Here is a 25,966-nt window from a genome sequence, read left to right on the forward strand (position 1 = left end):
ACCCGCAGCATGCTCAGACCCTCTCGATGATCCGCTCGCCGAACAGGCCTTGCGGTCGGAACACGAGGAAGAGGAGCGCGAGCACATAGGCGAACCAGTTTTCGGTGGCGCCTCCGATCAGCGGGCCGATCCAGAATTCGAAGAGTTTCTCGCCCATGCCGATGATCAGCCCGCCGACGATGGCGCCGGGGATCGAGGTGAACCCGCCCAGCATCAGAACTGGAAGCGCTTTCAAGGCGATGAGCGAGAGTGAGAATTGCACGCCGGATTTGGAGCCCCACATGATGCCTGCAACGAGCGCCACAAAGCCTGCGATGGACCACACCAAAACCCAGATGAAGCGCAGCGAGATGCCGACCGAAAGCGCGGCCTGATGGTCGTCGGCCACAGCGCGCAGCGCCCGGCCCTGTTTCGAATACTGGCTGAAAAGCGTGAGTGCCGCGACCAGAAGCACCGCGACGATGGAGGCGACAATATCGAGATTGTCGATGAAGAAGCCGTAGCCCAAAAGGCTGTCGGTCACCGATTCGATGGTCTCGTTGATCCCCTGCGGCAGGCCGACATCGAGCGTCTTGATATCGGCGCCCCACATCACATCGCCAAAGCCTTCAAGGAAATAGGCAAGGCCAATGGTCGCCATGAAGAGGATGATCGGCGCCTGATTGACGAGATGCTTGAGAACGAGCTTTTCGATGATGAGCGCCATCCCCACCATCACCCCGGCGGTGAGCAGAATCGCGAGCAGCGCCGGCACCTGCCAAGGGAAGGTTTCGAGATGCCCGCCGGTCATCGCATTGATCAGATGCGCAAAGGGCACCTGGCCTTTCTGGATGCCAACGAGCGTGAGTGCGGCGAAAAGGGCGAGCACCCCCTGCGCATAGTTGAAGACGCCGGAGGATTTGTAGATCAAGACGAAACCAAGGGCGACGAGCGCATACATCACCCCGGCCATCAACCCGTTCAGCGCGGCCTCGGCGGCGTAGAGAAGCTGGTCAGTCATGGGCCACCCCCAGATAGGCGTCGATCACATCTTGATTGTTGCGCACCTCTTCGGGCGGGCCGTCGCCGATCTTGCGGCCGTAATCCATCACGACAACACGGTCGGAAAGGTCCATCACCACGCCCATGTCATGCTCGATGAGCACGGTGGTGGTGCCGAATTCGTCGTTCACATCAAGGATGAAGCGGCACATGTCCTCCTTCTCCTCGACGTTCATCCCGGCCATCGGCTCGTCGAGCAGCAGGATCTTCGGCTCGGCGGCGAGCGCGCGGGCCAGTTCCACCCGCTTTTTCAGCCCATAGGGCAGACGGCCCACGGGTGTTTTCCGAATATTCTGAATTTCTAGGAAGTCGATGATCTTCTCGACCTTTTCGCGGTGGGCGTCTTCCTCTTCAGCCGCCTTGCCCATCCAGAGCGCTTGGCTCAGAAGCCCCGATTTCATCAGTGTGAGCCGCCCGGTCATGATGTTGTCGAGCACCGACATGCCGTCAAAAAGCGCGATGTTCTGGAAGGTGCGGGCAATGCCGAGGCGGGCGACCTGATAAGGGCGCATGGCCGGGCGCCGCTCGCCGCGAAACCAGACCTCGCCCTCGGTGGGCACATAAAAGCCCGAGATCACGTTCAGCATCGAGCTTTTGCCCGCGCCATTGGGGCCGATGATGGCGCGGATCTCGCCCTCGCGGATATCAAACGAGATATCCTTGATCGCCACCACGCCACCAAAGCGGAGGGTGATGTTTTTCAACTCCATCAGTACGCCGCCGATCTGGCGGCCATCGGCCGTGGTATAGCCCTCGATCATGTCTTTCATTCCGCGGCCTCCCGGTGAATCTGCCCTTCGGGCGCAACGCTTGCATCTTCGATCCGCAGCGTGGCCTTGATCGCCCCCTTGCGGCCATCTTCGTAGGTCACTTCTGTTTCGGTGGAGATGCTCGTCGCGCCGTCATAGAGCGCAGCAATCAGATCGGCGTATTTCTCGGCGATCACGTTGCGGCGCACCTTGCGGGTGCGGGTCATCTCGCCATCATCGGCGTCGAGTTCCTTGTGCAAAACGAGGAAGCGGTGGATCTGACAGCCCGAGAGCATCGGGTCTTGCGCCACGCTCCGGTTCACCTCGTCGATATGCTCGCGGATCATCTCGTAAACGCGCGGATGCCCGGCCAGCTCCTGATAGCTCGCATAGGCGATGTTGTTGCGCTCCGCCCAGTTGCCAACCGCGGTGAGGTCGATGTTGATGAAGGCGGTGCAGCGATCCCGGCCCGCGCCAAAGACCACGGCCTCAAGAATGTTGGGGTAGAACTTGAGCTTGTTTTCCACGTATTTGGGCGCGAAGAGCCGGCCATCAGCCATCTTGCCCACGTCCTTGGCGCGGTCGATGATGCGCAGGTGGCCGGTGCCTTCCTCGAAGAAACCGGCATCGCCTGTCGCCACCCAGCCCTCGGCATCCTTGGTGGAGGCCGTGCTGTCGGGGTTGTTGTAATATTCAACGAAAGTGCCGGGCGAGCGGTAGAACACCTCGCCGTTTTCGCCGATTCTCACCTCGACGCCGGGGGAGGGCACGCCCACCGTATCGGCGCGCACCTGCCCGTCGGGCTGCTGGGTGATGAAGACGGAGGCCTCGGTCTGGCCGTAGAGCTGCTTCAGGTTGATGCCGAGCGAGCGGTAAAACTCGAAGATCTCCGGCCCGATCGCCTCGCCTGCGGTATAGGCCACGCGGATGCGGCTCAGCCCGAGCGTGTTCTTGAGCGGCGCGTAAATCGTCACATCGCCGGTGCGGTAATTGAAATAGTCGCGCAAGGGTTGCGGATAAATATTGAGGATCGGCCCTTTTGCCGTGAAGTATTTGCGGTGCTCCATCGGGTGGCGCAGCCGCACAATGGCAAGGCGCACGGCGTTTTCCACCATCGTCTCGATGGAAAAGCCGATCCCCATGGAAAAGCGGTAAGCCCAGCGCAGCCGCCGCCGCAACGTGGGCTTGGAACGTTTCACCCGGTAGCGCGGCATCCCGAACTCTTCGCCCGTGCCCTTGGCGAATTCCATGAAATGCTTGAAGAGCCCATGCTTGAGATCGCCCGCATCCTCCATGCGGATCATCACATTGGTGAGCATCGTCTCGAAGATGCGGGGCGGCGCAAAAAAGTAGGTCGGCCCGATCTCGCGCAGGTCAGTCATCATGGTGGCGGGGCTCTCGGGGCAGTTCACGCAAAAGCCCGCCACCATCGCCTGCCCGATGGAAAAGATGAAATCGCCCACCCAGGCCATCGGCAGATAGGCGAGCACGTCTTCATCGGGGCCAAGGTGGTCGAAGGCGGCGGAGTTCTTCGCCGTTTCGATGATGTTTCTGTTCGAGAGCACCACGCCTTTCGGCTTGCCCGTGGTGCCCGAGGTGTAAAGCATCACGCAGGTGCTGTCGTAGGTCAGCTCCGCGATGCGAGCCGCGATCTCGCCTTGATAGCGGAAATGGCCCGCCTTGCCCTCGGCCACGATGTCTTCCAGCGCGTTCATGCGGGAGTGGTCGTATTTCCGCATGCCGCGCTTGTCGGTATACATGACATGCTGGATGTGGTGGATGCGGTCCTCGACCTCGACCACCTTGTCGACCTGCTCCTGATCTCCGCAAACGACAAACCGCGCGCCGCAATGCTCGAGCACATAGGCCATCTCTTCGGCCACGGCGTCTTGATAAAGCGGCACCGGCACCGCGCCGCACATCTGCGCCGCCACCATCGCCCAGTAATGCGCCGGACGGTTGCGGCCGATGATGGCGATATGATCGCCCCGTTCCACGCCAAGGCTCAGAAAGCCCATCGCCATGGCCCGGATCTCATCGGCCGCTTCAGCCCAGGTCCAGCTCTGCCAGATGCCGAATTCCTTCTCGCGATAGGCCGGGCGGTGACCGAACCTTTCGACGTTTTTCGCCAGAAGCGCAGGAATCGACTGGGCGAATTGCTCCGCCACATCTTGATCTGCCATTTTTCCTCCCTCGTGCCGGACGGGCCCCAACTCGGTCGGCGCCGGGTGCGGACGAGTCTCCCCCTCGTCGGCACCTGTCTCGAAGCTCGCGGGCAAAGGTTTCCTGATTTTTACCCAATCCTAACGAATTCTTGCGCGCGCAACGGGGGTGCGTTGGGGGCTTTGCGCAGCCGCCATCCGATGCTAGCGATGGGGCGGGAGGGGAGCCCGATGAGCGAGGATGCACGTGCCCGGCTGACGCAGGCGGGGCTCAATCTGATTGGTCAGGCGCTGTCGATCTTTGACAGCGATCTGCGGCTGGCGGTGTCCAACCGGCAGTATCAAGTGATGTTCGATCTGCCGGAGCGGCTCACCCGCCCGGGCACGCCGTTCTCGGAAACGATCCGCTATCTGGCCGAAAAGGGCGAATATGGCGAGGTCGATGATCTCGAGACATGGGTGGCGACGCGGGTGGAGCAGGCGCGGGTCTTTGCGCCGCATTACATGGAGCGCACGCGGGCGAACGGGCGCACCATCGCGGTTGAGGGGGCGCCGCTTGCCGAGGGCGGCTGGATCACCGTTTATACTGACATCACCGGGATCAAGCGGCAGGAGGCGCTGTTGCGCGCGCGCTCGGCGGAGCTGTCTGAGCAGGTGCTCGACCATTCAGAGCGGCTTGCCGCGGCGAACCGCGAGTTGGCCGCGACCAATGCCGCGCTCGAAGAGACGCAATACGAGCTGATGCAAACCGCGGCGCGGATCCGGCAGGTGACGGAAATGACGCCCGCCCATATCGCGCATATGGGGGTGGATTACATCTACACCTTCTCGAACCGCCGCATCACCTCGGTCATGCCGGGCTCGCTGGATGACCCGGTCGGCCATCCGGCCGAGGCGGTGCTGGGGGCAGAGACGTTCCGGCGCATTCTGCCCGGCTTCTTGAAGGCCTTCGCGGGCGAGGCAAATGTGATCGAGATCACCCATGATCTCTCCGGTCGTCGCATCCGCATTGCTCTGACCCCCGATACCGGGGAGGACGGCGCGGTGCGCGGGGTCTATATCCTCTCGGCGGATGTGACGCAGGAAACCCAGGCGCGGGCGGCGCTGACGCAATCGGCCAAACGCGAACTCGCGGCACAGCTCACCTCCGGCATGGCGCATGATTTTGCCAACCTTCTCACCATCATCCTCGGGCTGCAGGGGCGGTTGATGCGGACCGAAGGAATGCCCGCCGAGGCTTTGGGCGCGGTGCGGGCCACGCTTTCGGCGGCGCGGCGCGGCGGCACGCTCCTTGACCGGATCGCGGCCATTTCCGGCAAGCGCGCGCTCCGCCCTCAGGCGGTGAACCTGCCCGCGCTGATTGCCGATCTTGCCACGATGGCCGCGCCCACGCTCGGCGCGCGCGTCACGGTGTCGATCGATGTCGACGGGTTGGCCGCACCGATCCTGCTCGACCCCGGCCCGTTGCAGGACAGCCTTCTGAACCTGCTTCTCAACGCCCGCGACGCGATGGGGGCGAGGGGGGGCGCGATCCGCATTGCCGCCCATCCGGTTCAGGATACCTGGATCGAGATTTCCGTCACCGATACCGGGCCGGGCTTCAGTCCGGAGGCGCTCACGCGCGCGCTGGACCCGTTTTACACCACCAAGGGCGGCGAGGGGTCCGGGCTCGGGTTGAGCATGGTCTATGACCAGACCAAGCTTGCGGGTGGTACGGTCCGTATCGAGAATTGCGAGCCGGGCGCCTGCGTGACGCTGCGCCTGCCGTTGCGGGTGGTGGAAAGCGGTCTCGCACCGATGCTGGTGCTGCTGGTGGAGGACGATGCCGATATTCGCGCAAGCGTGCGTGAGATGCTGCGCGGCCTTGGTCATTCGGTGCTTGAGGCGGAAAGCGCCGCCGAGGCGCGCGCGCTTGCGACGCTGCCCGAGATCGGCATGGTGCTCTCCGACATCCAGCTTCCGGGCGGAGAAACCGGCGTGGCGCTGGCTGAGCGGCTGATGGACCGGCTTCCCGTGGCCTTGATGACTTCGCTCCCGCCCGGAGACCGTTTGCGTGCCTCCGCGCCCTGCCCGGTGTTGCAAAAACCCTTTGTCGCGGCGGAACTCGCTGCGCTCATCGCCGGAGTGCCCCGATGACCCTGCCTCATGTCGCCATTCTCGATGACGAGCCCGAGATCCGCCGGATGCTTGTCGACGCGCTCGAAGAGGCGGGGTTCCGCACCACCGCCTATGGCCGTGCGACCGAATTCGAGGCCGGGCTGAAGCGGTCGCAGCCCGATGTCTGCCTTGTCGATCTGGGGCTGCCGGATCGCGACGGGCTGGCGCTGGTGCATCGGCTTGCGCTCGAATCGGGGGCGGCAATCATCATCATCTCGGGCCGCGCCCAGGTGCAGGACCGGGTCACCGGGCTCGAACTCGGGGCAGATGATTACATCATCAAGCCCTTCGATCCCGCCGAGGTGGTGGCGCGGATCCGTGCGCGGCTGCGAAAACCGCGCCCCGACACCGCCACCCCGGCGCAAGTGGCCCATTTTGCCGGATGGCAGGCGGCGTTTGACCGCTATGTGCTGATTGATGCCAGAGGGGCGGAGACCCCCTTTTCCCATGCCGAGGGAGAAGTTCTGCGGCTTTTTCTCGACAGTCCGAACCGGTTGATTTCGCGCGCGCAAATGCAGCAGGCGCTGGGCGGCGCAGCGGGAGAGAGCTTTGACCGGGCGATGGATGTGCGGATCTCGCGGCTGCGCACCAAGCTTGGCGAAGATCCGAAGAACCCGCGCCTGATCAAGACGATCTATGGCGCGGGCTATATCTTCCTTGGCGAGGTGCGCTGGGAATAGCCCGCGCCCGCGCCCGATCGCCGCCGCGACAGGGGCGCACTTTACGCGGGCCGCGCGGGGCATTACCTCTGGGGGGCAAAGACGGAGCGCATCATGAAACCTGCCCTTACCCTTTACCTCGCCGCCCCGCGCGGCTTTTGCGCGGGCGTGGACCGGGCTGTGAAGATCGTTGAGATGTCGCTCGAGAAATGGGGCGCGCCGGTCTATGTCCGCCACGAGATCGTGCACAACAAATACGTGGTCGACACGCTCGCGGCGAAAGGCGCTGTTTTCGTTGAGGAACTCGACGAATGCCCGATCGACCGGCCGGTGATCTTTTCCGCCCATGGCGTGCCGAAATCGGTGCCCGCCGAGGCCGAGCGGCGCAACATGATCTATGTCGATGCGACCTGCCCCTTGGTGAGCAAGGTGCATCTGGAGGCAGAGCGCCATGCCGAAGAGGGCTTGCAGATTGTCATGATCGGCCATGCCGGCCACCCGGAGGTGATCGGCACGATGGGGCAACTCCCCGAGGGCGAGGTGCTGCTGGTTGAAACCGCGGCCGATGTGGCGGCGCTTGAGGTGCGCAACCCGGACAAGCTCGCCTGGATCACCCAGACCACGCTCTCGGTCGATGACACCGCCGAGGTGGTCGCCGCGCTCAAAGCCCGCTTCCCGAGCCTTGTGGGGCCGGGCAAGGATGACATCTGCTACGCCACGACCAACCGTCAGGCGGCGGTAAAGGCGGTGGCGCCGCAGGTCGAGGCGCTCTTGGTGATCGGCGCGCCGAATTCGTCGAACTCGAAACGGCTGGTCGAGGTGGGCCGCACCGCGGGCTGCGCCGTCTCTCACCTGATCGAGCGGGCCAGCGACATTCCGTGGGATGCGCTTTCCGGGCTCGACAAGGTCGGCCTCACCGCGGGCGCTTCTGCGCCCGATGCGCTGATCGAGGAAGTGCTGAACGCTTTCAAGGATCACTTCGATCTCACCGTCGAGACGGTCGAGACCGCGAAGGAACGGATCGAGTTCAAGACGCCGCGGATCTTCCGCCACGACGCCTGAGGCCGTGATGAGCTTCGAGTTTCTTGTCACCGCGCTTGTCGTCTGCGTTGCTCCTGGCATCGGCGTGGTCTACACGCTTTCGGCCACGCTGGGGCAGGGCTTCCGGGCGGGCTTTCTGGCCGCAATCGGCTGCACCATCGCCACGCTTGTCCACCTTGCCGTGGCAATGGCGGGGCTCGCGGCGGTGCTGCACACCTCTGCGCTGCTGTTCCAGGGCCTGAAATACGCGGGCGTCGCTTACCTTTTGTGGATGGCCTGGGGCACGCTCAAGGGCACGGGCGGGCTCACCATCGCCGCAGCCGATCCCGCCTCGCCCGCGCGGCTGGTGCGGCAGGGCATCCTGCTCAACCTCCTGAACCCGAAACTGCCGATGTTCTTCCTCGCCTTCCTGCCGCAATTCATGGCCCCCACCGACGGCACAGAGGTGATGGCCGGGCTCGGTATCGTCTTTGCCGCGATCACCTTTCTGGTGTTTATCGGCTATGCGGGGCTTGCGGCCTCAGGCCGTGAGGCTGTGCTTTCGCGGCCCGCCGTGATGGCGTGGATGCGGCGCGCCTTTGCCGCTTCCTTCGCAGCGCTTGGCCTGCGGCTGGCCTTTGAGCGCGCCTGATGAGCGAACTTTTTGCCTGGACGGACGGGGCATGCTCCGGCAACCCGGGGCCCGGGGGCTGGGGCGTGTTGATGCGCGCGATGGACGGCGAGACAGTGCTGAAAGAGCGCGAGCTCAACGGCGGCGAGGCCGACACCACCAACAACCGCATGGAGCTGATGGCGGCGATCTCGGCGCTCGAGGCGCTGACCCGATCCTCGACCATCACCATCACCACCGATTCGGCCTATGTGAAAAACGGCGTGCAAAGCTGGATCCACGGCTGGAAGCGCAATGGCTGGAAGACCGCCGACAAGAAGCCGGTGAAGAATGTCGACCTCTGGCAGCGGCTCGATGCGGCGCAGGCGCGCCACAAGGTGGTGTGGAAATGGATCAAGGGCCACGCTGGCCATGCCGAGAACGAGCGCGCCGACGAATTGGCCCGCGCGGGCATGGCGCCGTTCAAGCCCGCGAAGGGCTAGAGGAAGAACGGCAGCACAAGCGGCGCCAGCACCGCGGTGAGGATCGCGTTGAGCCCCATGCCGATCGAGGCGAAGGCGCCCGCGGTGTCATGCACCTGAAAGGCGCGCGCCGTGCCGATGCCATGCGCCGCCACGCCGGTGGCAAAGCCGCGCGCGCGCCAGTCCCGCAGGCCGAGCGCATCGAGCATCGGCGTGACGAAAATCGCCCCGATCATCCCGGTGAGCAGCACCAGAACCGCCGTCAGCGTCGGTTGCCCACCGAGCGCCTCGGAAATGCCGATGGCGACTGGCGCGGTGGCCGATTTCGGAGCGAGCGAGGCCAGCAGCATGGGATCGGCGCCAAGGAGCTTGGCGATCCCGAGGGCCGAGGCGACGGCGGTGAAAGAGCCCGCAAACAGCGCCACGATGATCGGCACCAGCGCCTTGCGGATCGCCTTGAGGTTTGCCTGCAAGGGCACAGCAAGGCAGACAGTGGCGGGGCCGAGCATGAAGTGGACAAATTGCGCGCCCTCGAAATAGGCGCTGTAGTTGGTGCCGGTGACCCAGAGCAGAAGTGCGAGCAGGATCACCGCGATCATCACCGGGTTGGCAAGCGGGCTGCGCCGGGCAAGGCGAAACACCGTGTCTCCACCCCAATAAGCAAAGAGCGTGGCGGTGAGCCACAAAAGCGGCTGTGAGGAGAGGTAAGACCAGATCAGCGCGGCATCAGTCATCAGACGCGCTCCCGATGAGGCGGGCGACGAGGGTGAAGGTGACAGCACCGACGACGATGGCCAGAAGCGTCGAGACGACGAGTGCCACGGCCAGCGCCGGGCCATGCGCGATCAGCGTGGGGATATGCGCGACCACCCCCACGCCCGCGGGCACGAAAAGCAGCGACAGATGGCCCAGAAGTCCCTGCGCGACCGGCCGGATCATCTCGCGCAGCCGCGCGCTCAGGCTGATCGTGAGCGCCATGCCCAGCATGCCGAGCACAGGCCCCGGTAGCGGCAGATGCGCCCCGCGCGAGATCACTTCGCCCGCCAATTGAAACGCCAGAATGATGGCCAGGGCCGGGATCATGCTTTCACCCCTTATTGGACAAAAAGTTTTACCACTTTAGGGGCGGCGCGGTTTCGCGCAAGCGGAAATCCGTCGATCCTGTGGATAAGCCCGGGGGGCTCGCCGGAACGTGACGCGGCGGCGTTGACTTGGCTCGCGCCGGACCTGAAAGTGGCAGGCCCAGATCTGGAATCGGACCCCTCCGTGCGTTTCACCCGCCTTCGTCTCAACGGCTTCAAGAGCTTCGTCGACCCGACCGACCTCGTCATCCATGACGGGCTCACCGGCGTTGTCGGGCCGAATGGCTGTGGCAAGTCCAACCTGCTCGAGGCTTTGCGCTGGGTGATGGGGGAGAACCGGCCCACCGCGATGCGCGGCGGCGGCATGGAAGACGTGATCTTTGCCGGCGCCGCCACGCGCCCGGCGCGCCATTTTGCCGAGGTCTCGCTCTCGATCGACAACAGCGAGCGGCTCGCGCCCTCGGGTTTCAACGATGCCGACACGCTGGAGATCGTGCGCCGGATCACCCGCGATGCGGGCTCGGCCTACAAGGTCAACACCAAGGACGTGCGCGCGCGCGACGTGCAGATGCTTTTTGCCGATGCCTCGACCGGGTCGCAAAGCCCGGCCTTGGTCCGGCAGGGCCAGATCGCCGAGCTGATCAACGCGCGGCCCAAGGCGCGGCGGCGCATCCTTGAGGAAGCCGCAGGGATCTCGGGGCTCTACCAGCGCCGCCACGAGGCGGAGCTGAAACTGAGCGGGGCCGAACAGAACCTTGCGCGTGTCGATGACGTGCTCGAACAGCTCTCCACCCAGCTGGCCGCGCTTGCCCGGCAGGCCCGGCAGGCCGCGCGCTATCGCGACATCGGAACAGAGCTGCGCCGTACCGAGGGGATGCTGCTCTATCGCCGTTGGCGCGAAGCAGATCAGGGCCGGATCGAGGCGGAGGGCCTCGTGCGGGCGGCGATGATGGCCGCGGCGCAGGCGGAGAATGCCGCGCGTTCCGCCGTGAATCGGCGCGCGGAGCTTGACGAGCGTTTGCCGCCGCTGCGCGAGGAAGAGGCCGTGGCGGGCGCGATCCTGCAACGGCTGGCGATGCAGCGCGAGGCGCTTGGCGATGCCGAGGCGCAGGCCCAGAACCGGATCTCGGGGCTCACCGCGCGGATCGCCCAGCTTGATCGGGACATGGAGCGCGAGGCGGGGCTCAACCGCGATGCGGGCGAAACGATCGCGCGGCTCGACTGGGAGCTTGGCCAGCTTGCCAAGGCCGCCGAGGGGCAGGACGACAAGCTGGAAGCCGCGGCAGAGGCCGCGGCGGAGGCGGCCAGCGTGCTTGCCGAACTTGAGGCGCAACTGAGCGAGCGCACGGAAGATGTGGCCCGGCTCGCCGCCCGGCATGGTTCGGCGCAAAGGCTCGTGACCGACGCCCGCGCCACTCTGGCGAAAGCCGAAGCGGAGGCGGGGCGCGCCGAAGCCTCGGGCGCCGAGGCGGAGGCTGCGCTTGGGCGGGCCGAAGAGGCTTTCGAAGCGGCGCAGGCCGCGCAGGAAGAAGCCCATGAGCGCGCCGAGGCCGCCGAAGAGACGCTGGCCGCCGCGGATGAAGCCCGTGCCGAGGTGCAGGCGCGCGAAAGTGCGGCCCGCGCCGCCCGCTCCGAGGCCGAAGGCGAGGCGGGGGCCTTGCGCGCGGAAGTGGCGGCCCTGGCCCGGCTTGTTGAACGTGAGGCGGCAAGCGGGCATCAGCTTCTGGACCGGTTGAAGGTGCGGCCCGGCTACGAGGCCGCGCTTGGCGCGGCGCTGGCCGATGATCTGCGCGCCCCCGAGGTGGATGCGGCTGCGCGCTCGGGCTGGACGGCGCTCCCAGATTACCCGACGCTGCAGCTTCTGCCCTCGGACGTCGAGCCGCTTTCAACCCATGTCGAAGTGCCGCGGGTGCTGGCGCGGCGCATAGCGCAGATCGGCCTTGTGGCGGATGCCGCCGAGGGGGCGCGGCGGCAGGCCGAGCTGAGGCCGGGGCAAAGGCTCGTCTCGCTCGCGGGGGATCTGTGGCGGTGGGACGGGTTCCGCGCGGGCGCCGAAGATGCACCGACCGCTGCCGCGCTGCGGCTGCGCCAACTCAACCGGCTGGTGGAGCTCAAGCGCGACCTTGAAGAGGTCGCGGCGCGGGCTGAGGGGGCGCGGCAGGCGCATGAGCTTCTGTCACGCGCCCTGACGCAGGCCTCCGAGGCAGATGCGCGCGCCCGTGAGGCGCGCCGCAGCGCCGATACGCGCCTTGCCGAGGCAGGGCGGGCGCTCTCGCGCGCCGAGGCGGAGCGCTCGATTTCGGGCGGCAAGCTTGAGGCGGCACGGCTGGCGCAGATGCGCCACCGCGATGCGGCAGCACTTGCCCGCGAGGCGCTGGAGGAGGCCGAGGCGCAGCTTGCCGATTTGCCCGATCTCGAGGCCGAGCGCGCGATTGTCGAGCGGATCAAGCTCACCGTCGAGGCCGCGCGGGTGACCATGCTCACCCGCCGCTCGGCGCATGACGAGACCCGCCGCGAGGGCGAGGCGCGTCTGCGTCGGCGGCAGGAAGTGACGAAGGAGCTTTCGGGCTGGCGGCACCGGCTGGAGACAGCCGAGAAACGCTCGGCCGAGCTCGCCGCACGGCGCGAGGAAGCGGCGGATGAGCTGGACGCGGCCGCCGCCGTGCCCGAGGAACTTGCTGCGAAACGCGAAGCGTTGAACGAAGCGATCGAGGTGGCACAGGAGCGCCGTGCGAGGGCAGCCGACCGGCTTTCCGAGGCGGAAGGGGCGGTGCGCGCGGCACAGATGGCCGAACGCGATGCCGAACGGGTGGCGGGCGAAGCGCGCGAGGCCAGGGCCCGCGCCGAGGCGCGCCTTGAGGCGGCGCGTGAAACGCTCGCCCATGCTGTCGAGCGCATCGCGGATGCGACAGAACTCGGACCTCAGGCGCTGTTTGATTCGCTCGGGACCGCGCAAGAAGAGATTCCCGCGGCCGAGCATCTGGAGGCCGAAGTGGCGCGGCTCAAGCGTGCCCGCGAGGCGCTTGGCGCGGTCAACCTGCGTGCCGAAGAGGATGCCCGCGGCATTGCCGCCGAACATGAGGCGCTCGCCAAGGAAAAGACCGACCTTGAAGAGGCGATCCGCAAGCTGCGCTCGGGGATCTCCGGGCTCAACCGCGAAGGCCGCGAGCGGCTGCTCACCGCGTTTGAACAGGTCAACGAGAGTTTTCGCACCCTCTTCACCCACCTTTTTGGCGGTGGCGCGGCGAGCCTGCAGCTCGTTGAGAGCGATGACCCGCTCGAGGCCGGGCTCGAGATCATGTGCCAGCCTCCGGGCAAGAAACTCTCCACGTTGAGCCTTTTGTCGGGGGGCGAGCAGACGCTTACCGCGATGGCGCTGATTTTTGCCGTCTTCCTCGCCAACCCGGCACCGATCTGTGTGCTCGACGAGGTCGACGCGCCGCTCGACGATGCCAACGTGACCCGCTTTTGCGACATGCTCGACGAGATGACCCGGCGCACCGACACGCGCTTTCTCGTCATCACCCACCATGCGGTGACGATGAGCCGGATGGACCGGCTCTTTGGCGTGACGATGCAGGAACAGGGCGTGAGCCAGCTCGTCTCTGTCGACCTCAAGCGGGCCGAACAATTGGTCGCTTGATCTGGCCAAACCGGGCGCAAGCGCCTAAGGTCGCGCCAAAGCAAGGAGGTTTGGATGAAACGCAGCCCGTTCGCGCTTTCGCTTGTCGCGGCGCTTTTCCTTGGCGCGGCGCCCGCACCGGCCCAGGTGGTGGGCGACCCGGATGTGGTCCAGAGTTTCATGCAAACCTACGGCCTGCAAGTCAGCCGAGATATCGACAAATCGGGCGATCCGCGGCTGTCGAGCCGGATCGAGGGGACCAATTTCAAGGTCTATTTCTATGGCTGCACCAAGCAGATCTGCGATTCGATCCAGTTCTCTGCCGGGTTCGATATGACCAAGCCGATGAGTGCCTGGAAGATCAACGAGTGGAACCGGACAAAGCGCTTCGGCAAAGCCTATCTGGACGACGAGGGCGACCCCTATATCGAATATGACGTGAACCTCGACTTCGACGGCTGCGGCGGGCGCAATTTCGACGACACGATCGACCTGTGGCGCGTTGTGCTGAGCGAGTTCAAGACTTTCATCGACTGGTAAACAGAGGACAAAATGGCATCCGACATCGCAGCGCGGCTGAACGCGCTCAACATCACCCTGCCCGAAGCACCGATGCCCGCGGCAAACTATGTGCCCTTCGTGCGCACGGGCAACCTGCTCTTTGTCTCCGGCCAGATCTCGGCGGGGCCGGACGGGCTGATCACCGGCAAGCTCGGCACGGATCTCTCGGTCGAAGAGGGCGCCGCGGCGGCGCGGCGCTGCGGGCTTGCGCTGCTGGCTCAGGCGCGCGCGGCGACGGGCGATCTGGACAAGGTGAAGCGGGTGGTGAAGCTCGTGGGCTTCGTCAATTCCGCGCCCGATTTCACCGATCAGCCGAAGGTGGTGAACGGCTGCTCCGATCTGATGGTCGAGGTGTTTGGCGATGCCGGGCGCCATGCGCGCTCGGCGGTCTCTGCGGGCGCGCTGCCGATGGGCGTTGCCGTCGAGATCGAGGCGATCTTCGAGGTCGAATGATGGCTGTGCCGCTTCCCGAGGCTTTCCTCGGCCGCCCGATCGCGCATCGGGCTTATCATGACCGCACCGCTGGCCGGCCGGAAAACAGCCGGGCCGCGGTGCGTGCCGCGGTGGCGGCGGGCTACGGGATCGAGATCGACCTGCAGCCCTCTGCCGACGGTGTGCCGATGGTGTTTCATGATTACGACCTGCGCCGCCTGACAGGGCGCACGGGGCGCGTGCGGGGCCTCACCGCTGCCGAACTGGGCGCGACGGTGCTCACCGGGGGCGACGAGGGCATCCCGACGCTCGCGGAAGTGCTCGAGATCGTTGCGGGGCAAGTGCCGCTTCTGGTCGAGATCAAGGATCAGGATGGCGGCATGGGCCCCGAGGTGGGCGCGCTTGAGGAAGCGGCGGCGGCACTGCTGAAGGGGTATAAAGGCCCGCTCGCGGTGATGTCTTTCAACCCGCATGCGGTGGCGGCCTTCCATGCGCTCGCGCCAGAGGTGGCGATCGGGCTCACCACTTCGGCCTATACGGCCGAGGGCTGGCCGCTCCTGCCGGCCAAGACCCGCGATCATCTGCGGATGATCCCGGATTTCGAGCGGCTGGGCTGTTCGTTCATCTCACATGAAGCTGCCGATCTTGGTGCGCCGCGGGTGGCGGAGCTTGCGCAGAAGGGCGCTGCGATCCTGTGCTGGACGATCCGCAGCCCCGAAGCCGAGGCCACGGCGCGCAAGATTGCGCGGAACATCACCTTTGAAGGCTACGCGGCTTGACCAATCCCCCGCGCGCTCCATCCTGTCGTCGGATGTGCGCGGGGGATCATGCAAAAGAGCGTAGAGATCACAATCCATTCCCGGATTTCGGACATACCCGAACAAGCTTGGGACACCTGCGCCTGCCCTGAGGCAGAAGACGGGGCCCGCCCGTTCGATCCGTTCGCGCGGCACCGGTTTCTGGCGGCGCTCGAAGCTTCGGGGTCGGTCGGGCCCGGAACAGGCTGGTCGCCGCAGCATCTGACGGCCAGCATCGATGGCCAGCTCCTTGCCGTCGCGCCACTTTACCTCAAGACCCATTCGCAGGGCGAATATGTCTTCGACCATGCCTGGGCAGATGCCTATATCCGCGCGGGCGGTGATTATTACCCGAAGCTTCAGGGCGCGGTGCCCTTCACCCCGGTCCCGGGGCGGCGGCTTTTGTGCCAACCGGGGTTTGAGGCGGCGGGGCGGGCGGCGTTGTTGCAAGGGTTGGCCGAATTGACCCTGCAGAACCGGCTCTCTTCGGCGCATCTGACTTTCTGCGCGGCCGAGGAAGCGGAGGCGGCGACGGCCCAGGGCTGGTTGCATCGCACCGGGTTGCAGTTCCATTGGGAAAACCGCGGCTACGGCAGTTTTGACGATTTTCTCGCCACGCTTGCCTCACGTAAACGCAAGGCGCTGCGCAAGGAACGCGAGAAGGCGCAGGCTTTTGGCGGCACGATCCGCGCGCTCGCGGGCGACGAGATCCGCCCCGAACATTGGGAAGCGATGTGGGCCTTCTATCAGGATACGGGCGCGCGCAAATGGGGCACGCCCTATCTGACCCGCGCCTTCTTCGACGCGCTCCATCAGATGCGCAACGATATCCTGCTGATCTTGGCCGAACGCGATGGTCGCCCGGTCGCCGGGGCGCTCAACTTCATTGGCCGAGACGCCCTCTTCGGGCGCTACTGGGGTTGCCTCGAGGACCACGCCTTTCTGCATTTCGAGCTTTGCTACCATCAGGCAACGGACTGGGCGATTGCGCGGGGCCTCAAGCGCGTCGAGGCGGGCGCTCAGGGCGAGCACAAGCTCGCCCGCGGTTACCTACCGGTGACCACCCATTCGGTGCATTTTATCTCCCATCCGGGGCTGCGCCGCGCGGTGGCGGATTACCTTGATCAGGAGCGCGCGGCGGTGGCCGAAGACATTGAAGGGTTGAGGGAGCTTGGCCCCTTCAGGATGGAATAGGCCGGGTTTCCCCGGCCCGTCGGTTCAGATCGCAGCCAGAAGGCCTTCGCCAGCGGAAATCTCGCAGACCCCGGGTGCTTCCTCGCGGTGCAGAACCTTGACCACGCCGTCGTCCACCAGCATCGCATAGCGTGCCGAGCGTTTGATCAACCCCGCGGGGGGGGCGGTGAAATCCATGCCGATCGCAGTGGTGAAGGCGCTCTCGGCATCGGCCAGCATGGTGATCCCCGCCGCCGTCGCCCCGGTGCTTTCGCCCCAGGCGGCCATCACGAAGGGGTCGTTGACGGACAGGCAGATGATCTCATCCACGCCCTTGGCGTCGAACTTGTCCTTGGTGCGGATGAAGCTCGGCACATGCGCGGTGGTGCACACGCCGGTATAGGCGCCCGGCACAGCGAACAGCACGACCTTGCGGCCCGCCAGTTTGGCCCCCAGATCGACCGTTTCGGGGCCGCTCTCGCCTAATTTCAGAAGCGTCGCGCCGGGAAGCTTGTCCCCAACCGTAATACTCATCTCCGTCTCCCTTCGCATTGCTATGACTTGCGGGAAGGATATAGGAGGGACACAACGACTGACCAGAGGAAGACATGAGCGGGATCGTGATCATCGGCGGCGGGCAGGCGGCGGCGGCGCTTGCGGCGAAACTGCGCGGGCTTGGCCACCAGGGGCCGGTGACGATCCTCGGCGCCGAGCCGGTGCCGCCCTATCAGCGCCCGCCGCTCTCGAAAGGCTATCTGCTCGGCACCATGCCGCTGGAGCGGCTGACGTTGCGGGGCGATGACTGGTACGCGGCGAACGAGATCACCCTGCGCACCGGCGCCGGGGTGACGGCGATTGACCGCGCGGCCAAAGAGGTCGTGCTGGGGGAAGAGCGGATCTCGTATGACCAGCTTGCGCTGTGCACCGGGGCCACGCCGCGGACCCTGCCCGCGGCCATCGGTGGTGCTCTGGCGGGCGTTCACACGGTGCGGACGCTCGCCGATGTCGATGCCGTGGCGGAGGAATTTGTCGCCGGGCGACGGCTCGTGGTTGTTGGTGGCGGCTATATCGGGCTGGAGGCAGCCGCGGTGGCGGCGAAGCTTGGCCTGACCGTGACGCTGGTCGAGGCGGCGCCGCGGATCCTCGGGCGGGTGGCAAGCGCCGAGACGGCGGCAGCGATCCGCGCCCTGCATCAGGCGCATGGGGTCGAGATCATCGAAGGCGTGGGCCTTGCCCGGCTGACCGGCGAGGGCTGCGTGAGCGGGGTCGACCTTGCCGACGGGCGCGCGATTGCGGCCGATTTCGTCATTGTCGGGATCGGTGTGGCGCCGGAAACGGGGCTGGCCGAAGCCGCCGGGCTCGTGATCGAGAATGGCATTGCGGTCGATGCGGAGGGGCGGACCTCCGACCCATTGATCTGGTCTGCGGGGGATTGCGCCTCTTTCCCGGGGCCGGAGGGGCGGATGCGGCTTGAATCGGTTGGCAACGCCATCGACATGGGCGAGATCGTGGCCGAGAACATGCTGGGCGCCGCAAAGACCTATGTGCCCAAACCCTGGTTCTGGTCGGATCAGTTCGATGCCAAGCTGCAGATTGCGGGCCTCTGCACCGGCTACGACCAGGTGGTGACCAAGGAGATCGACGGGAAATCCTTCTGGTATTTCCGCAACGGCCAACTGATCGCGGTGGATGCGCTCAATGCGCCGCGCGCCTACATGATCGGCAAGCGGCTGATTGAGGGGGGCAAGGTCGTGCGCCCCGAGGCCGTCGAAGCCGCCACGGATCTGAAAGCGTTGATGGCATGAGGATTATCGGAGGCGAGCGGCGGGGGCTGAAGCTCACCGATGTGGGCGCGGGCGATGCGGAGGCGCATCTGCGCCCCACCACCGACCGGGTGCGCGAGAGCATCTTCAACCTGCTGATCAATGGCACTCATGGCAACCCGATTCCGGGCGCGCGTGTGCTCGACCTCTTTGCCGGCACCGGGGCGCTCGGCCTTGAGGCGCTGAGCCGTGGCGCGGCGCGGGTGGCCTTTGTCGATGAAGGCACCGCGGCGCGGGTGCTCTTGCGCAAGAATGTGGAGCTGATGCGCGCCATGGGCGTGACCGACATCTGGCGGCGCGATGCCACCAATATGGGCCCCTGCCGCGGCGCGGGCTATGGGCTCGTGTTTCTTGATCCGCCCTATGGCATGGGGCTGGGCGAGAAGGCGCTTGCCTCCTGCCTCGCCAATGGCTGGATCGCGCCCGGCGCGATGGTGGTCTGGGAGGAAAACACCGCCCCCCTCGTGCCCGCGCCCCTCGAAGAAATCGACCAGCGCCGCTATGGCGACACGCTCGTGACCCTTGCCCGGATGCCTTCATGACCATCAAAGCCATTCTCTTCGACTGCGACGGGGTGCTCGTCGACAGTGAACCCGCCACCTTCGTGTTGCTGCAACAGGAACTTTCCGCGCATGGGCTCCATCTCAGCATGGAGGAGATGGAACGGCTCTTTATCGGCGGCACGATGGAGAAGCTGCGCCAGACCGCGAATGCGCTTGGCGCCGGGCTGCCGCCCGAATGGGTGGGGGAGTTCTACGAGAAACTCTATGCGCATCTGCGGCAGGGCACGCCCAAGATGCCGGGAATCGCGGCGCTGCTGGACCGGCTCGATGCGGCGGGGGTCGTTTATGCCGTGGGCTCGAACGGGCACCGCCGCAAGATGGAAGCGACGCTCGGCCAGCACCCGGCCCTTTGGGCGCGGCTCAAGGACCGGCTCTTTTCCGGTCAGGAGCTTGGCTGCCCGAAGCCCGATCCGGGGCTTTACCTGCATGCCGCGGCCTTTCTGGGCCAGCCGCCCGAGGCCTGCGTGGTGGTGGAAGACAGCGCCACCGGCGCGCGCTCGGCGCTGGCGGCGGGGATGCGCTGCTTCGGGCTCGTGCCGCCCGGCGGCTCGGATCATGCGCGCGAAACGCTGACCAAAGTGGGGGCGGAGCTGATCACGTGTCTTGACGAGATCCCGGCGCGGATCGGGCTTGCCTGAGCTCGGTCCCGTGACGGGAAGCCCAAAAGGAAAAAGGCCGCCGGGTTGCCCCTGCGGCCCTTCTAACCTGCTCGAAGCAAGCCTCAGCCCTGACGGGCCTTGAAGCGCTTCTGCGTCTTGTTGATCACGTAGACGCGGCCTTTGCGGCGCACGATCTGGCAATCGCGATGACGCTGCTTGAGCGAGCGGAGCGAATTGCGGACCTTCATCGGCCTTCTCCTCTTCGCGGCGACGTGCGCCTTGAAAGCAAATGCCCCCGAAGGGGCGGTGAATGGTGGGCGGTACTGGGATCGAACCAGTGACCCCTACGATGTCAACGTAGTGCTCTACCGCTGAGCTAACCGCCCGAAAACCTCTTGCGTTTCTGCTGCGTCCCGTCCGAAAAGAAAGGACGCGGGCAGAACCGCGTCGGTCTGGGGGTCTATAGAAGGAGTCGCGGCGGCTTTCAAGGCCCTTTTGGTGGGAAAAGAAATTGGTGTAAGCTTGCGGCTGCAAGGAGAGTCAATGCCTGAGGCCGTGCCAGTGATCCCGCCTTTCCGGCTGCATCTTCCTGAGCTTCTCTGCTCGGGGGTGATCTTTGCCTCACCGCATTCGGGCCGTTTCTATCCGCCCGATTTCGTCGCGGCCTCTCAACTTGACCTGCTGCGCCTGCGCTCCTCCGAAGATGCTTTCGTCGACCAGTTGCTTGGCGCCGTTCCCGAGCAGGGGGCGACGCTGATCGAAGCGCTGTATCCGCGCGCCTATGTCGATCTCAACCGGGGGGACGACGAACTCGACCCGGCGCTGATCGAGGGGCTTGCACGCGGCTCGGGGGGCTCGCGCGCGACGATGGGGCTTGGCGTGATTCCCCGCGTCGTGGCGGGAGGGCGCGAGATCTTTCGCGGCCGGATCCCGCGCACCGCCGCCGAGGGACGGCTCGAACGGATCTGGCGGCCCTATCATGCGGAGTTGCAGGCGTTGATGCAGGCGCGCCGCGCGCAGTTCGGCCGGGCACTTCTTTTTGATGTCCACTCGATGCCGAGCGAGGCCACCACGCCGCGCAGCCGGATCAGCGAAATCGTGCTGGGCGACCGTTTCGGCACCTCCGCCCGGGCCGAGACGATGGCGCGCGCGGAGGCGGCGTTTCGCCGTGCGGGCTTCAGCGTGGCGCGCAACACGCCCTTTGCGGGCGCTTATATCGTTGGCCGCTACGGACGCCCTACGGCGGGGCTCGAAGTGGTACAGGTCGAGATTTCCCGCGCGCTCTACATGGATGAGGAGCGGGTCGAACCGCTGCCGCATTTCGAGCTTTTCGCGCATCTGATCGGCGCGGTGACGGCCGAGCTTGCCGATCTGGTGCGCCTGCCGGGCGAGCGGGCGGAACCGCTCGCAGCGGAATAGGGCTCAGGAGCGCTCCCAGCCCCGGCCGAGCCGAATCGCCTCTGCGCCAAAACGCGCGCGAATCGCATCCGCCGCGCGCTCTGCCCCGGCGCGCGCCCTTGCTTGCGGATCAAAAAGATCCCCGGCCGGATCAGGCCCCTCGGCGGGCACAAGATCGGTGTAGCCCGCGCCGATGAGCCGGAACGGTCCGGGTTCGGGGAGAGCGCGCAAAAGGGCCCGGGTCGTGCGAAAGAGCGTGTCGGCAAGTTGTGCGGGTTCGTCGAGACGGGTCTGGCGGCTGATCGCGCTGAAATCGGCGCGCCGCAGCTTCAGCACCGCGGTGTGGCCGGCAAGCCCCTTTGCTTTCATCCGGTCCGAGGCCTTTTCGCACATGCTCCAGAGGTGGTTTTCGAGCGTTTCACGGTCGGCAATATCGTGTTCGAACGTGGTTTCATGCGAGATGGATTTCAGCCCGGCGTCGGGGGTGACAAGGCGTCGGTCGAGGCCTTGGGCGAGGTCGTACAGCCGTGCCCCGGTGGCGCCGAAACGGGCCTCGAGCGCCGGTTTTCCGGTGCGGCGCAGGTCGGACAACGTGCGCAGCCCGGCGCGCGCAAGGGCGGCGCGCGTGGCCTCGCCAACCCCCCAGAGCAACGAGACGGGCTTGTCGCGCAGGAAGGCTTCCGTATCCCCGCGGCCCAGCACCGAGAATCCCCGCGGCTTGTCGAGATCCGAGGCGATCTTGGCGAGGAACTTGTTGTGCGAGAGCCCGACCGAGGCGGTCACACCGATCTCCGCCTCGATTTCGCGGATGAGACGCGCGAGCACCACGGCGGCGGGAGCGTTATGAAGCCGTTCGGTGCCGCTCAGATCGAGGAAGGCCTCGTCGAGAGAGAGCGGTTCCACAAGCGGGGTGAGGGCGGTGAACTTGGCACGGATCTGTGCCGAGACTTCAGCATAGCGCGCGCGGCGTGGCGCGATCACCGTGGCCTCCGGGCAGAGCTTGCGCGCCTCGAACATCGGCATGGCCGAGCGCACCCCGGCGATGCGCGCAATATAGCAGCAGGTGGTAACAACGCCGCGGGTGCCGCCGCCAACAATGATCGGCTTGCCGGAGAGCGTGGGATCGTCGCGCTTCTCGACCGAGGCGAAGAAACTGTCGCAGTCGATATGCGCGATCGAGAGCGTGAAGAGTTCGGGGTGCGAAACCACACGCGGTCGCCCGCAGCGCGGACAGCGCGCGGGGCTGGTGCTGAATGTAGCAAGGCAGTCGCGGCAAAGGGCGGGCATGACAGGGCTGTTTCGGCGCAGGAGGCGTCGCGATCATACTCGGAAGGGAGCGGTGCTGCGAGGGCAATGACGCGGTCGGGCAGACATCGGGGAGTTCCGGGCTTCCCCGCGCGCGGAGAGGGCGGAAAAAGGGGGGCGCCCGAGGGCTGCGGAAATTTCCGCTCCTCCCTTGGGCCCCCCTTGAACCGTGAGGCCGCAAAAACCACTTCTTCTCCAAGACCCGGAGACGGGGCGTGCCATGACGGGCGCCCATGGGCCGGGGGCTTTATAGAGGAGAGAACCGATGAACATGCAGAAGTTCACGGAACGGTCGCGCGGGTTCTTGCAAGCCGCGCAGACGATCGCGATGCGCGAGGGGCATCAACGCGTTGTGCCCGAACACCTGCTGAAAGCGCTGATGGATGACGATCAGGGGCTCTCGGCCAATCTGATCAGCCGCGCCGGCGGCGAGCCCAAACGCGTGCAGGAAACGGTTGATCTTTACGTCTCGAAACTGCCGAAGGTCTCGGGCGGCGACGGGCAGGTTTACGTGGAGCAAAGCCTTGTGCGCGTGCTCGACGAGGCCGAGAAACTGGCGAAAAAGGCGGGCGACAGCTTCGTTCCGGTGGAGCGGATGCTGATGGCGCTCGCCATGGTCAACACCAAGGCGAAAGACGCGCTCGATGCGGGCGCGGTGACGGCGCAAAAGCTCAACACCGCGATCAACGACATCCGCAAGGGCCGCACCGCCGATTCCGCCTCCGCCGAGGAAGGCTATGACGCGCTGAAGAAATATGCCCGCGACCTGACGGCCGCCGCCGAGGAAGGCAAGATCGACCCGATCATCGGCCGTGATGACGAGATCCGCCGCACCATGCAGGTGCTCTCGCGCCGCACCAAGAACAACCCGGTGCTGATCGGGGAGCCCGGCGTGGGCAAAACCGCCATCGCCGAGGGTCTGGCGCTGCGCATCATCGACGGCGACGTGCCCGAGAGCCTGAAGAACAAGAAACTTCTGGCGCTCGACATGGGCGCGCTGATCGCAGGCGCCAAATACCGCGGCGAGTTCGAGGAACGGCTGAAAGCGATCCTGAAGGAAATCGAGGCGGCCGCAGGCGAGATCATCCTTTTCATCGACGAGATGCACACGCTTGTGGGCGCGGGCAAATCCGATGGCGCGATGGATGCGGCCAACCTGATCAAGCCCGCGCTGGCGCGGGGCGAGCTGCATTGCGTCGGCGCCACCACGCTCGATGAATACCGCAAATATGTCGAGAAAGACGCGGCCCTTGCGCGGCGCTTCCAGCCGGTGATGGTGGAAGAACCCACCGTCGAGGACACGATCTCGATCCTGCGCGGCATCAAGGAGAAATACGAGCTGCACCACGGCGTGCGGATCTCCGACTCGGCGCTCGTCGCCGCGGCGCAGCTTTCGCACCGCTACATCACCGACCGGTTTCTCCCCGACAAGGCGATCGACCTTGTAGATGAGGCCGCGAGCCGGCTGCGGATGGAAGTGGACAGCAAGCCCGAAGAGCTTGACGCGCTCGACCGGCAGATCCTGCAGATGCAGATCGAGGCCGAGGCGCTCAAGCGCGAGGATGATGCCGCCTCGAAGGACCGGCTCGAAAAGCTCGAGAAGGATCTGGCCGAGGTGCAGGAGCGCTCTGCCGCGATGACCGCGAAATGGCAGGCTGAACGCGACATGCTGGAAGCTTCGCGCTCGGTCAAGGAGCAGCTTGAGCAGGCGCGCGCGCAACTGGAGCAGGCCAAACGCGAGGGCAACTTCGCCAAGGCGGGCGAGCTGCAATATGGCCGCATTCCCGAGCTTGAGCGGGTGCTGGCCGAGGCCGAAGAGGCGAGCGAGGCGAAGATGGTCGAAGAGGCCGTCCGCCCCGAGCAGATCGCCGAAGTGGTCGAACGCTGGACCGGCATCCCGACCTCGAAAATGCTCGAGGGCGAGCGCGAGAAATTGCTGAAGATGGAAGAAGAACTGCATCGCCGGGTGATCGGGCAGGATGCGGCGATCACCGCCGTCTCGAATGCCGTGCGCCGTGCCCGTGCGGGGCTCAACGATGAAAACCGCCCGCTCGGCTCGTTCCTGTTCCTCGGCCCGACCGGGGTCGGCAAGACCGAGCTCACCAAAGCCGTCGCCAACTATCTCTTTGACGACGACGCGGCGATGGTGCGGATCGACATGTCGGAATTCATGGAGAAGCATTCCGTGGCCCGGCTGATCGGCGCTCCGCCCGGCTATGTCGGCTATGACGAGGGCGGCGTGCTCACCGAAGCGGTGCGGCGGCGCCCCTATCAGGTCGTGCTCTTTGACGAGGTGGAAAAGGCGCACCCCGATGTGTTCAACGTGCTCCTGCAGGTGCTCGACGATGGCGTGCTCACCGATGGCCAGGGCCGCACAGTCGATTTCAAGCAGACGCTGATCGTGCTGACCTCGAACCTCGGCTCCCAGGCCTTGAGCCGCCTGCCCGAGGGCTCGGATGCTTCGGAGGCGAAAGCCGAGGTGATGGAGGCGGTGCGGATGCATTTCCGCCCCGAATTCCTGAACCGCTTGGACGAAATGGTGATCTTCGACCGGCTCAACCGCGCCAATATGGACGGCATCGTCACGATCCAGCTCGCGCGGCTCGAAAAACGGCTCGCCGCGCGCAAGATCACGCTCGCGCTCGATGAGGCCGCGCGCAAATGGCTCGCCGACGAGGGCTATGACCCGGTCTTCGGCGCGCGCCCGCTCAAACGGGTGATCCAGCGCGCGCTGCAAGATCCGCTGGCCGAGCTGATTCTTGCGGGCGAAGTGCTGGACGGCGCGGAGGTCAAGGTTACGGCCGGGCCCGACGGGCTTGTCGTGGGCGGGCGTCTCTCCGCCTCGCAACGCCCGCAGCCCGAAGAACGCGTGCTGAACTGAGGTGCGGGCGGGGGGCTGCCCCCGCCCCGCATTCTCTCCCGCAGGCGCGGGGCGGGTGGCAAATGCCTTGACCGACCCGGCAAACGGGGGCAGAAAGCGGCCGTTTGCCCTTTTCCCCGGAGATTGTGATGACCCTGCCCCTGCCTGCCGACGATCGGTTGATTGTTGCGATGGACGTTCCCGATGCCGTTGCGGGGCTGGAGCTTGCGGCGCGGCTGGGCGCCGCGGTGAGCTTTTACAAGATCGGGCTCGGGATGCTGACGGGGGGCGGGCTGGCGCTTGCGAACGAACTCAAGGCCGAGCAGGACAAGAGGATTTTCCTCGACATGAAGCTGTTTGACATCGGCGCCACGGTCGAGGCCGCGGTGCGGGGGCTGGCGCGCTTCGATCTCGATTTTCTTACCGTGCATGGCGATCCCCATGTGGTGACGGCGGCAAAGCAGGGGGCGGCGGGCAAGGATCTGAAGATCCTCGCGGTGACGATCCTCACGTCGCTGGACCGCGCCGATCTCGACGGGGCGCTGATCCGTGCGGGCGACGTGGCCGATCTCGTGGTGGAGCGGGCGGGGCGCGCCTTTGCTGCCGGGGCGGATGGCGTGATCGCGAGCCCCCGCGAGGCCGCGCTGATCCGCGCGCTGCCCGAGGCGGCGGGCAAGCTGATCGTCACGCCGGGCGTGCGGCCCGCGGGCGCTGCGCTCGGTGATCAGAAGCGGGTGGAAACGCCTGCCGCGGCGCTTGCCGCCGGGGCCGATCATATCGTCGTCGGCCGTCCGGTCTGGCAAGCGGAAGATCCGCAGGCGGCGGCGCAGGCGATCTTGCGCGAAATCGCGGCGATCTGAGCGGATAAAAT

At 65.9% G+C, this 25,966-nt stretch carries 24 protein-coding genes and 1 tRNA gene; 16 read left to right on the forward strand and 9 right to left on the reverse strand.

All coding sequences use genetic code 11. The features are described from left to right. Positions 1-13: 13 nt before the first annotated feature. Genes CRO22_RS13800 through CRO22_RS13810 form a run of 3 tightly spaced genes read right to left on the reverse strand, consistent with a single transcriptional unit; the run spans position 14 to position 3,973 of the window. Positions 14-1,000, reverse strand: a complete 987-nt coding sequence (locus CRO22_RS13800; protein ID WP_097070750.1) for a branched-chain amino acid ABC transporter permease — start codon at positions 998-1,000, stop codon at positions 14-16. Beyond that, positions 993-1,811 carry an ABC transporter ATP-binding protein gene (locus CRO22_RS13805; RefSeq protein ID WP_097070751.1) on the reverse strand — a complete coding sequence of 273 codons (819 nt, stop codon included), beginning with the start codon at positions 1,809-1,811 and terminating at the stop codon, positions 993-995. Before CRO22_RS13805 ends, CRO22_RS13800 begins: the two co-directional genes overlap by 8 nt. Continuing rightward, positions 1,808-3,973 (reverse strand): AMP-binding protein, encoded by a 2,166-nt coding sequence (locus tag CRO22_RS13810; RefSeq protein ID WP_097070752.1) that lies wholly within the window; start codon positions 3,971-3,973, stop codon positions 1,808-1,810. Before CRO22_RS13810 ends, CRO22_RS13805 begins: the two co-directional genes overlap by 4 nt. A gap of 210 nt (positions 3,974-4,183) precedes the next feature. Between CRO22_RS13810 and CRO22_RS13815 the strand changes: the two genes are divergently transcribed. From CRO22_RS13815 to rnhA, 5 genes are all read left to right on the forward strand, one after another. Further along, positions 4,184-6,088 carry a PAS-domain containing protein gene (locus CRO22_RS13815; protein WP_097070753.1) on the forward strand — a complete coding sequence of 635 codons (1,905 nt, stop codon included), beginning with the start codon at positions 4,184-4,186 and terminating at the stop codon, positions 6,086-6,088. Beyond that, entirely contained in the window at positions 6,085-6,789 is a 705-nt protein-coding gene (locus tag CRO22_RS13820; RefSeq protein ID WP_097070754.1) for a response regulator transcription factor, read from the forward strand. Before CRO22_RS13815 ends, CRO22_RS13820 begins: the two co-directional genes overlap by 4 nt. A 90-nt stretch (positions 6,790-6,879) precedes the next feature. Next, positions 6,880-7,830 carry a 4-hydroxy-3-methylbut-2-enyl diphosphate reductase gene (gene ispH / locus CRO22_RS13825; protein ID WP_097070755.1) on the forward strand — a complete coding sequence of 317 codons (951 nt, stop codon included), beginning with the start codon at positions 6,880-6,882 and terminating at the stop codon, positions 7,828-7,830. Positions 7,831-7,837: 7 nt separating this feature from the next. After that, positions 7,838-8,440, forward strand: a complete 603-nt coding sequence (locus CRO22_RS13830) for a LysE family translocator (protein WP_097070756.1) — start codon at positions 7,838-7,840, stop codon at positions 8,438-8,440. Beyond that, positions 8,440-8,901: a ribonuclease HI gene (rnhA, locus tag CRO22_RS13835; RefSeq protein WP_097070757.1), complete on the forward strand. Its 462-nt coding sequence runs from the start codon at positions 8,440-8,442 to the stop codon at positions 8,899-8,901. The genes CRO22_RS13830 and rnhA overlap by 1 nt, the downstream gene beginning before the upstream one ends. Here rnhA and CRO22_RS13840 read toward each other — a convergent pair. Further along, the gene (locus CRO22_RS13840; RefSeq protein ID WP_097070758.1) at positions 8,898-9,614 is read right to left on the reverse strand and encodes an LrgB family protein; all 717 of its coding nucleotides are present in this window, start codon (positions 9,612-9,614) and stop codon (positions 8,898-8,900) included. The two genes, rnhA and CRO22_RS13840, sit on opposite strands and share 4 nt — an antisense overlap. Further along, a complete protein-coding gene (locus CRO22_RS13845; protein ID WP_097070759.1) occupies positions 9,607-9,963 on the reverse strand; it encodes a CidA/LrgA family protein in 357 nt (118 codons plus the stop codon). Before CRO22_RS13845 ends, CRO22_RS13840 begins: the two co-directional genes overlap by 8 nt. Positions 9,964-10,146: 183 nt before the next feature. On the opposite strand from CRO22_RS13845, the gene smc reads away from it, so the two are divergent. The 5 genes from smc to CRO22_RS13870 are packed head-to-tail and all read left to right on the forward strand — an operon-like array spanning position 10,147 to position 16,568. Next, positions 10,147-13,605: a chromosome segregation protein SMC gene (gene smc / locus CRO22_RS13850; RefSeq protein WP_097070792.1), complete on the forward strand. Its 3,459-nt coding sequence runs from the start codon at positions 10,147-10,149 to the stop codon at positions 13,603-13,605. Positions 13,606-13,659: 54 nt separating this feature from the next. Beyond that, positions 13,660-14,124, forward strand: a complete 465-nt coding sequence (locus tag CRO22_RS13855; protein ID WP_097070760.1) for a YbjN domain-containing protein — start codon at positions 13,660-13,662, stop codon at positions 14,122-14,124. A gap of 12 nt (positions 14,125-14,136) precedes the next feature. Continuing rightward, positions 14,137-14,598 carry a RidA family protein gene (locus CRO22_RS13860; protein ID WP_097070761.1) on the forward strand — a complete coding sequence of 154 codons (462 nt, stop codon included), beginning with the start codon at positions 14,137-14,139 and terminating at the stop codon, positions 14,596-14,598. Then, positions 14,598-15,356, forward strand: a complete 759-nt coding sequence (locus CRO22_RS13865; protein WP_097070793.1) for a glycerophosphodiester phosphodiesterase family protein — start codon at positions 14,598-14,600, stop codon at positions 15,354-15,356. Before CRO22_RS13860 ends, CRO22_RS13865 begins: the two co-directional genes overlap by 1 nt. 48 nt (positions 15,357-15,404) lie before the next feature. Next, positions 15,405-16,568: a GNAT family N-acetyltransferase gene (locus CRO22_RS13870; protein WP_176518652.1), complete on the forward strand. Its 1,164-nt coding sequence runs from the start codon at positions 15,405-15,407 to the stop codon at positions 16,566-16,568. Between the two features lie 24 nt (positions 16,569-16,592). Here the strand turns inward: CRO22_RS13870 and CRO22_RS13875 are convergent, their stop codons facing one another. Continuing rightward, positions 16,593-17,081, reverse strand: a complete 489-nt coding sequence (locus CRO22_RS13875; protein ID WP_097070763.1) for a peroxiredoxin — start codon at positions 17,079-17,081, stop codon at positions 16,593-16,595. Positions 17,082-17,155: 74 nt separating this feature from the next. Between CRO22_RS13875 and CRO22_RS13880 the strand changes: the two genes are divergently transcribed. The 3 genes from CRO22_RS13880 to CRO22_RS13890 are packed head-to-tail and all read left to right on the forward strand — an operon-like array spanning position 17,156 to position 19,571. Beyond that, the gene (locus tag CRO22_RS13880; protein WP_097070764.1) at positions 17,156-18,352 is read left to right on the forward strand and encodes an NAD(P)/FAD-dependent oxidoreductase; all 1,197 of its coding nucleotides are present in this window, start codon (positions 17,156-17,158) and stop codon (positions 18,350-18,352) included. Continuing rightward, positions 18,349-18,912: a 16S rRNA (guanine(966)-N(2))-methyltransferase RsmD gene (rsmD, locus tag CRO22_RS13885; RefSeq protein ID WP_097070765.1), complete on the forward strand. Its 564-nt coding sequence runs from the start codon at positions 18,349-18,351 to the stop codon at positions 18,910-18,912. Before CRO22_RS13880 ends, rsmD begins: the two co-directional genes overlap by 4 nt. Then, positions 18,909-19,571: an HAD family hydrolase gene (locus tag CRO22_RS13890; RefSeq protein WP_097070766.1), complete on the forward strand. Its 663-nt coding sequence runs from the start codon at positions 18,909-18,911 to the stop codon at positions 19,569-19,571. The genes rsmD and CRO22_RS13890 overlap by 4 nt, the downstream gene beginning before the upstream one ends. Before the next feature lie 83 nt (positions 19,572-19,654). On the opposite strand, the gene ykgO is transcribed toward CRO22_RS13890, so the two are convergent. Together ykgO and CRO22_RS13900 are read right to left on the reverse strand one after the other, a co-directional pair. Beyond that, positions 19,655-19,780 carry a type B 50S ribosomal protein L36 gene (gene ykgO / locus CRO22_RS13895; RefSeq protein WP_013069105.1) on the reverse strand — a complete coding sequence of 42 codons (126 nt, stop codon included), beginning with the start codon at positions 19,778-19,780 and terminating at the stop codon, positions 19,655-19,657. 63 nt (positions 19,781-19,843) lie between these two features. Next, positions 19,844-19,918 (reverse strand) — tRNA-Val (locus tag CRO22_RS13900). A gap of 157 nt (positions 19,919-20,075) precedes the next feature. On the opposite strand from CRO22_RS13900, the gene CRO22_RS13905 reads away from it, so the two are divergent. Further along, the gene (locus CRO22_RS13905) at positions 20,076-20,951 is read left to right on the forward strand and encodes an N-formylglutamate amidohydrolase (protein WP_097070767.1); all 876 of its coding nucleotides are present in this window, start codon (positions 20,076-20,078) and stop codon (positions 20,949-20,951) included. A 3-nt stretch (positions 20,952-20,954) separates the two neighbouring features. Here CRO22_RS13905 and CRO22_RS13910 read toward each other — a convergent pair whose 3' ends face one another. Continuing rightward, on the reverse strand, positions 20,955-22,217 hold the full coding sequence (locus tag CRO22_RS13910; RefSeq protein WP_097070768.1) for a DNA polymerase IV: 1,263 nt from the start codon (positions 22,215-22,217) through the stop codon (positions 20,955-20,957). Between the two features lie 283 nt (positions 22,218-22,500). On the opposite strand from CRO22_RS13910, the gene clpB reads away from it, so the two are divergent. Together clpB and pyrF are read left to right on the forward strand one after the other, a co-directional pair. Next, positions 22,501-25,116, forward strand: coding sequence for an ATP-dependent chaperone ClpB (gene clpB / locus CRO22_RS13915; protein WP_097070769.1), 2,616 nt, complete (start codon positions 22,501-22,503; stop codon positions 25,114-25,116). Between the two features lie 128 nt (positions 25,117-25,244). Next, positions 25,245-25,955: an orotidine-5'-phosphate decarboxylase gene (gene pyrF / locus CRO22_RS13920; protein WP_097070794.1), complete on the forward strand. Its 711-nt coding sequence runs from the start codon at positions 25,245-25,247 to the stop codon at positions 25,953-25,955. Positions 25,956-25,966 lie beyond the last annotated feature (11 nt).

The sequence above is a fragment of the Rhodobacter maris genome (assembly GCF_900217815.1).
GTDB lineage: Bacteria > Pseudomonadota > Alphaproteobacteria > Rhodobacterales > Rhodobacteraceae > Rhodobacter > Rhodobacter maris.

Coding starts and splice junctions, on each gene's coding strand:
- CRO22_RS13855 (WP_097070760.1), top strand. CDS start 13,660: ATGAAACGCAGCCCGTTCGCGCTTTCGCTTGTCGCGGCGCTTTTCCTT.
- CRO22_RS13880 (WP_097070764.1), top strand. CDS start 17,156: ATGAGCGGGATCGTGATCATCGGCGGCGGGCAGGCGGCGGCGGCGCTT.
- CRO22_RS13865 (WP_097070793.1), top strand. CDS start 14,598: ATGGCTGTGCCGCTTCCCGAGGCTTTCCTCGGCCGCCCGATCGCGCAT.
- CRO22_RS13860 (WP_097070761.1), top strand. CDS start 14,137: ATGGCATCCGACATCGCAGCGCGGCTGAACGCGCTCAACATCACCCTG.
- CRO22_RS13910 (WP_097070768.1), bottom strand. CDS start 22,217: ATGCCCGCCCTTTGCCGCGACTGCCTTGCTACATTCAGCACCAGCCCC.
- CRO22_RS13820 (WP_097070754.1), top strand. CDS start 6,085: ATGACCCTGCCTCATGTCGCCATTCTCGATGACGAGCCCGAGATCCGC.
- CRO22_RS13890 (WP_097070766.1), top strand. CDS start 18,909: ATGACCATCAAAGCCATTCTCTTCGACTGCGACGGGGTGCTCGTCGAC.
- CRO22_RS13870 (WP_176518652.1), top strand. CDS start 15,405: ATGCAAAAGAGCGTAGAGATCACAATCCATTCCCGGATTTCGGACATA.
- pyrF (WP_097070794.1), top strand. CDS start 25,245: ATGACCCTGCCCCTGCCTGCCGACGATCGGTTGATTGTTGCGATGGAC.
- clpB (WP_097070769.1), top strand. CDS start 22,501: ATGAACATGCAGAAGTTCACGGAACGGTCGCGCGGGTTCTTGCAAGCC.
- CRO22_RS13840 (WP_097070758.1), bottom strand. CDS start 9,614: ATGACTGATGCCGCGCTGATCTGGTCTTACCTCTCCTCACAGCCGCTT.
- CRO22_RS13805 (WP_097070751.1), bottom strand. CDS start 1,811: ATGAAAGACATGATCGAGGGCTATACCACGGCCGATGGCCGCCAGATC.
- ykgO (WP_013069105.1), bottom strand. CDS start 19,780: ATGAAGGTCCGCAATTCGCTCCGCTCGCTCAAGCAGCGTCATCGCGAT.
- CRO22_RS13905 (WP_097070767.1), top strand. CDS start 20,076: ATGCCTGAGGCCGTGCCAGTGATCCCGCCTTTCCGGCTGCATCTTCCT.
- CRO22_RS13845 (WP_097070759.1), bottom strand. CDS start 9,963: ATGATCCCGGCCCTGGCCATCATTCTGGCGTTTCAATTGGCGGGCGAA.
- CRO22_RS13830 (WP_097070756.1), top strand. CDS start 7,838: ATGAGCTTCGAGTTTCTTGTCACCGCGCTTGTCGTCTGCGTTGCTCCT.
- CRO22_RS13810 (WP_097070752.1), bottom strand. CDS start 3,973: ATGGCAGATCAAGATGTGGCGGAGCAATTCGCCCAGTCGATTCCTGCG.
- rsmD (WP_097070765.1), top strand. CDS start 18,349: ATGAGGATTATCGGAGGCGAGCGGCGGGGGCTGAAGCTCACCGATGTG.
- CRO22_RS13875 (WP_097070763.1), bottom strand. CDS start 17,081: ATGAGTATTACGGTTGGGGACAAGCTTCCCGGCGCGACGCTTCTGAAA.
- CRO22_RS13815 (WP_097070753.1), top strand. CDS start 4,184: ATGAGCGAGGATGCACGTGCCCGGCTGACGCAGGCGGGGCTCAATCTG.
- rnhA (WP_097070757.1), top strand. CDS start 8,440: ATGAGCGAACTTTTTGCCTGGACGGACGGGGCATGCTCCGGCAACCCG.
- CRO22_RS13800 (WP_097070750.1), bottom strand. CDS start 1,000: ATGACTGACCAGCTTCTCTACGCCGCCGAGGCCGCGCTGAACGGGTTG.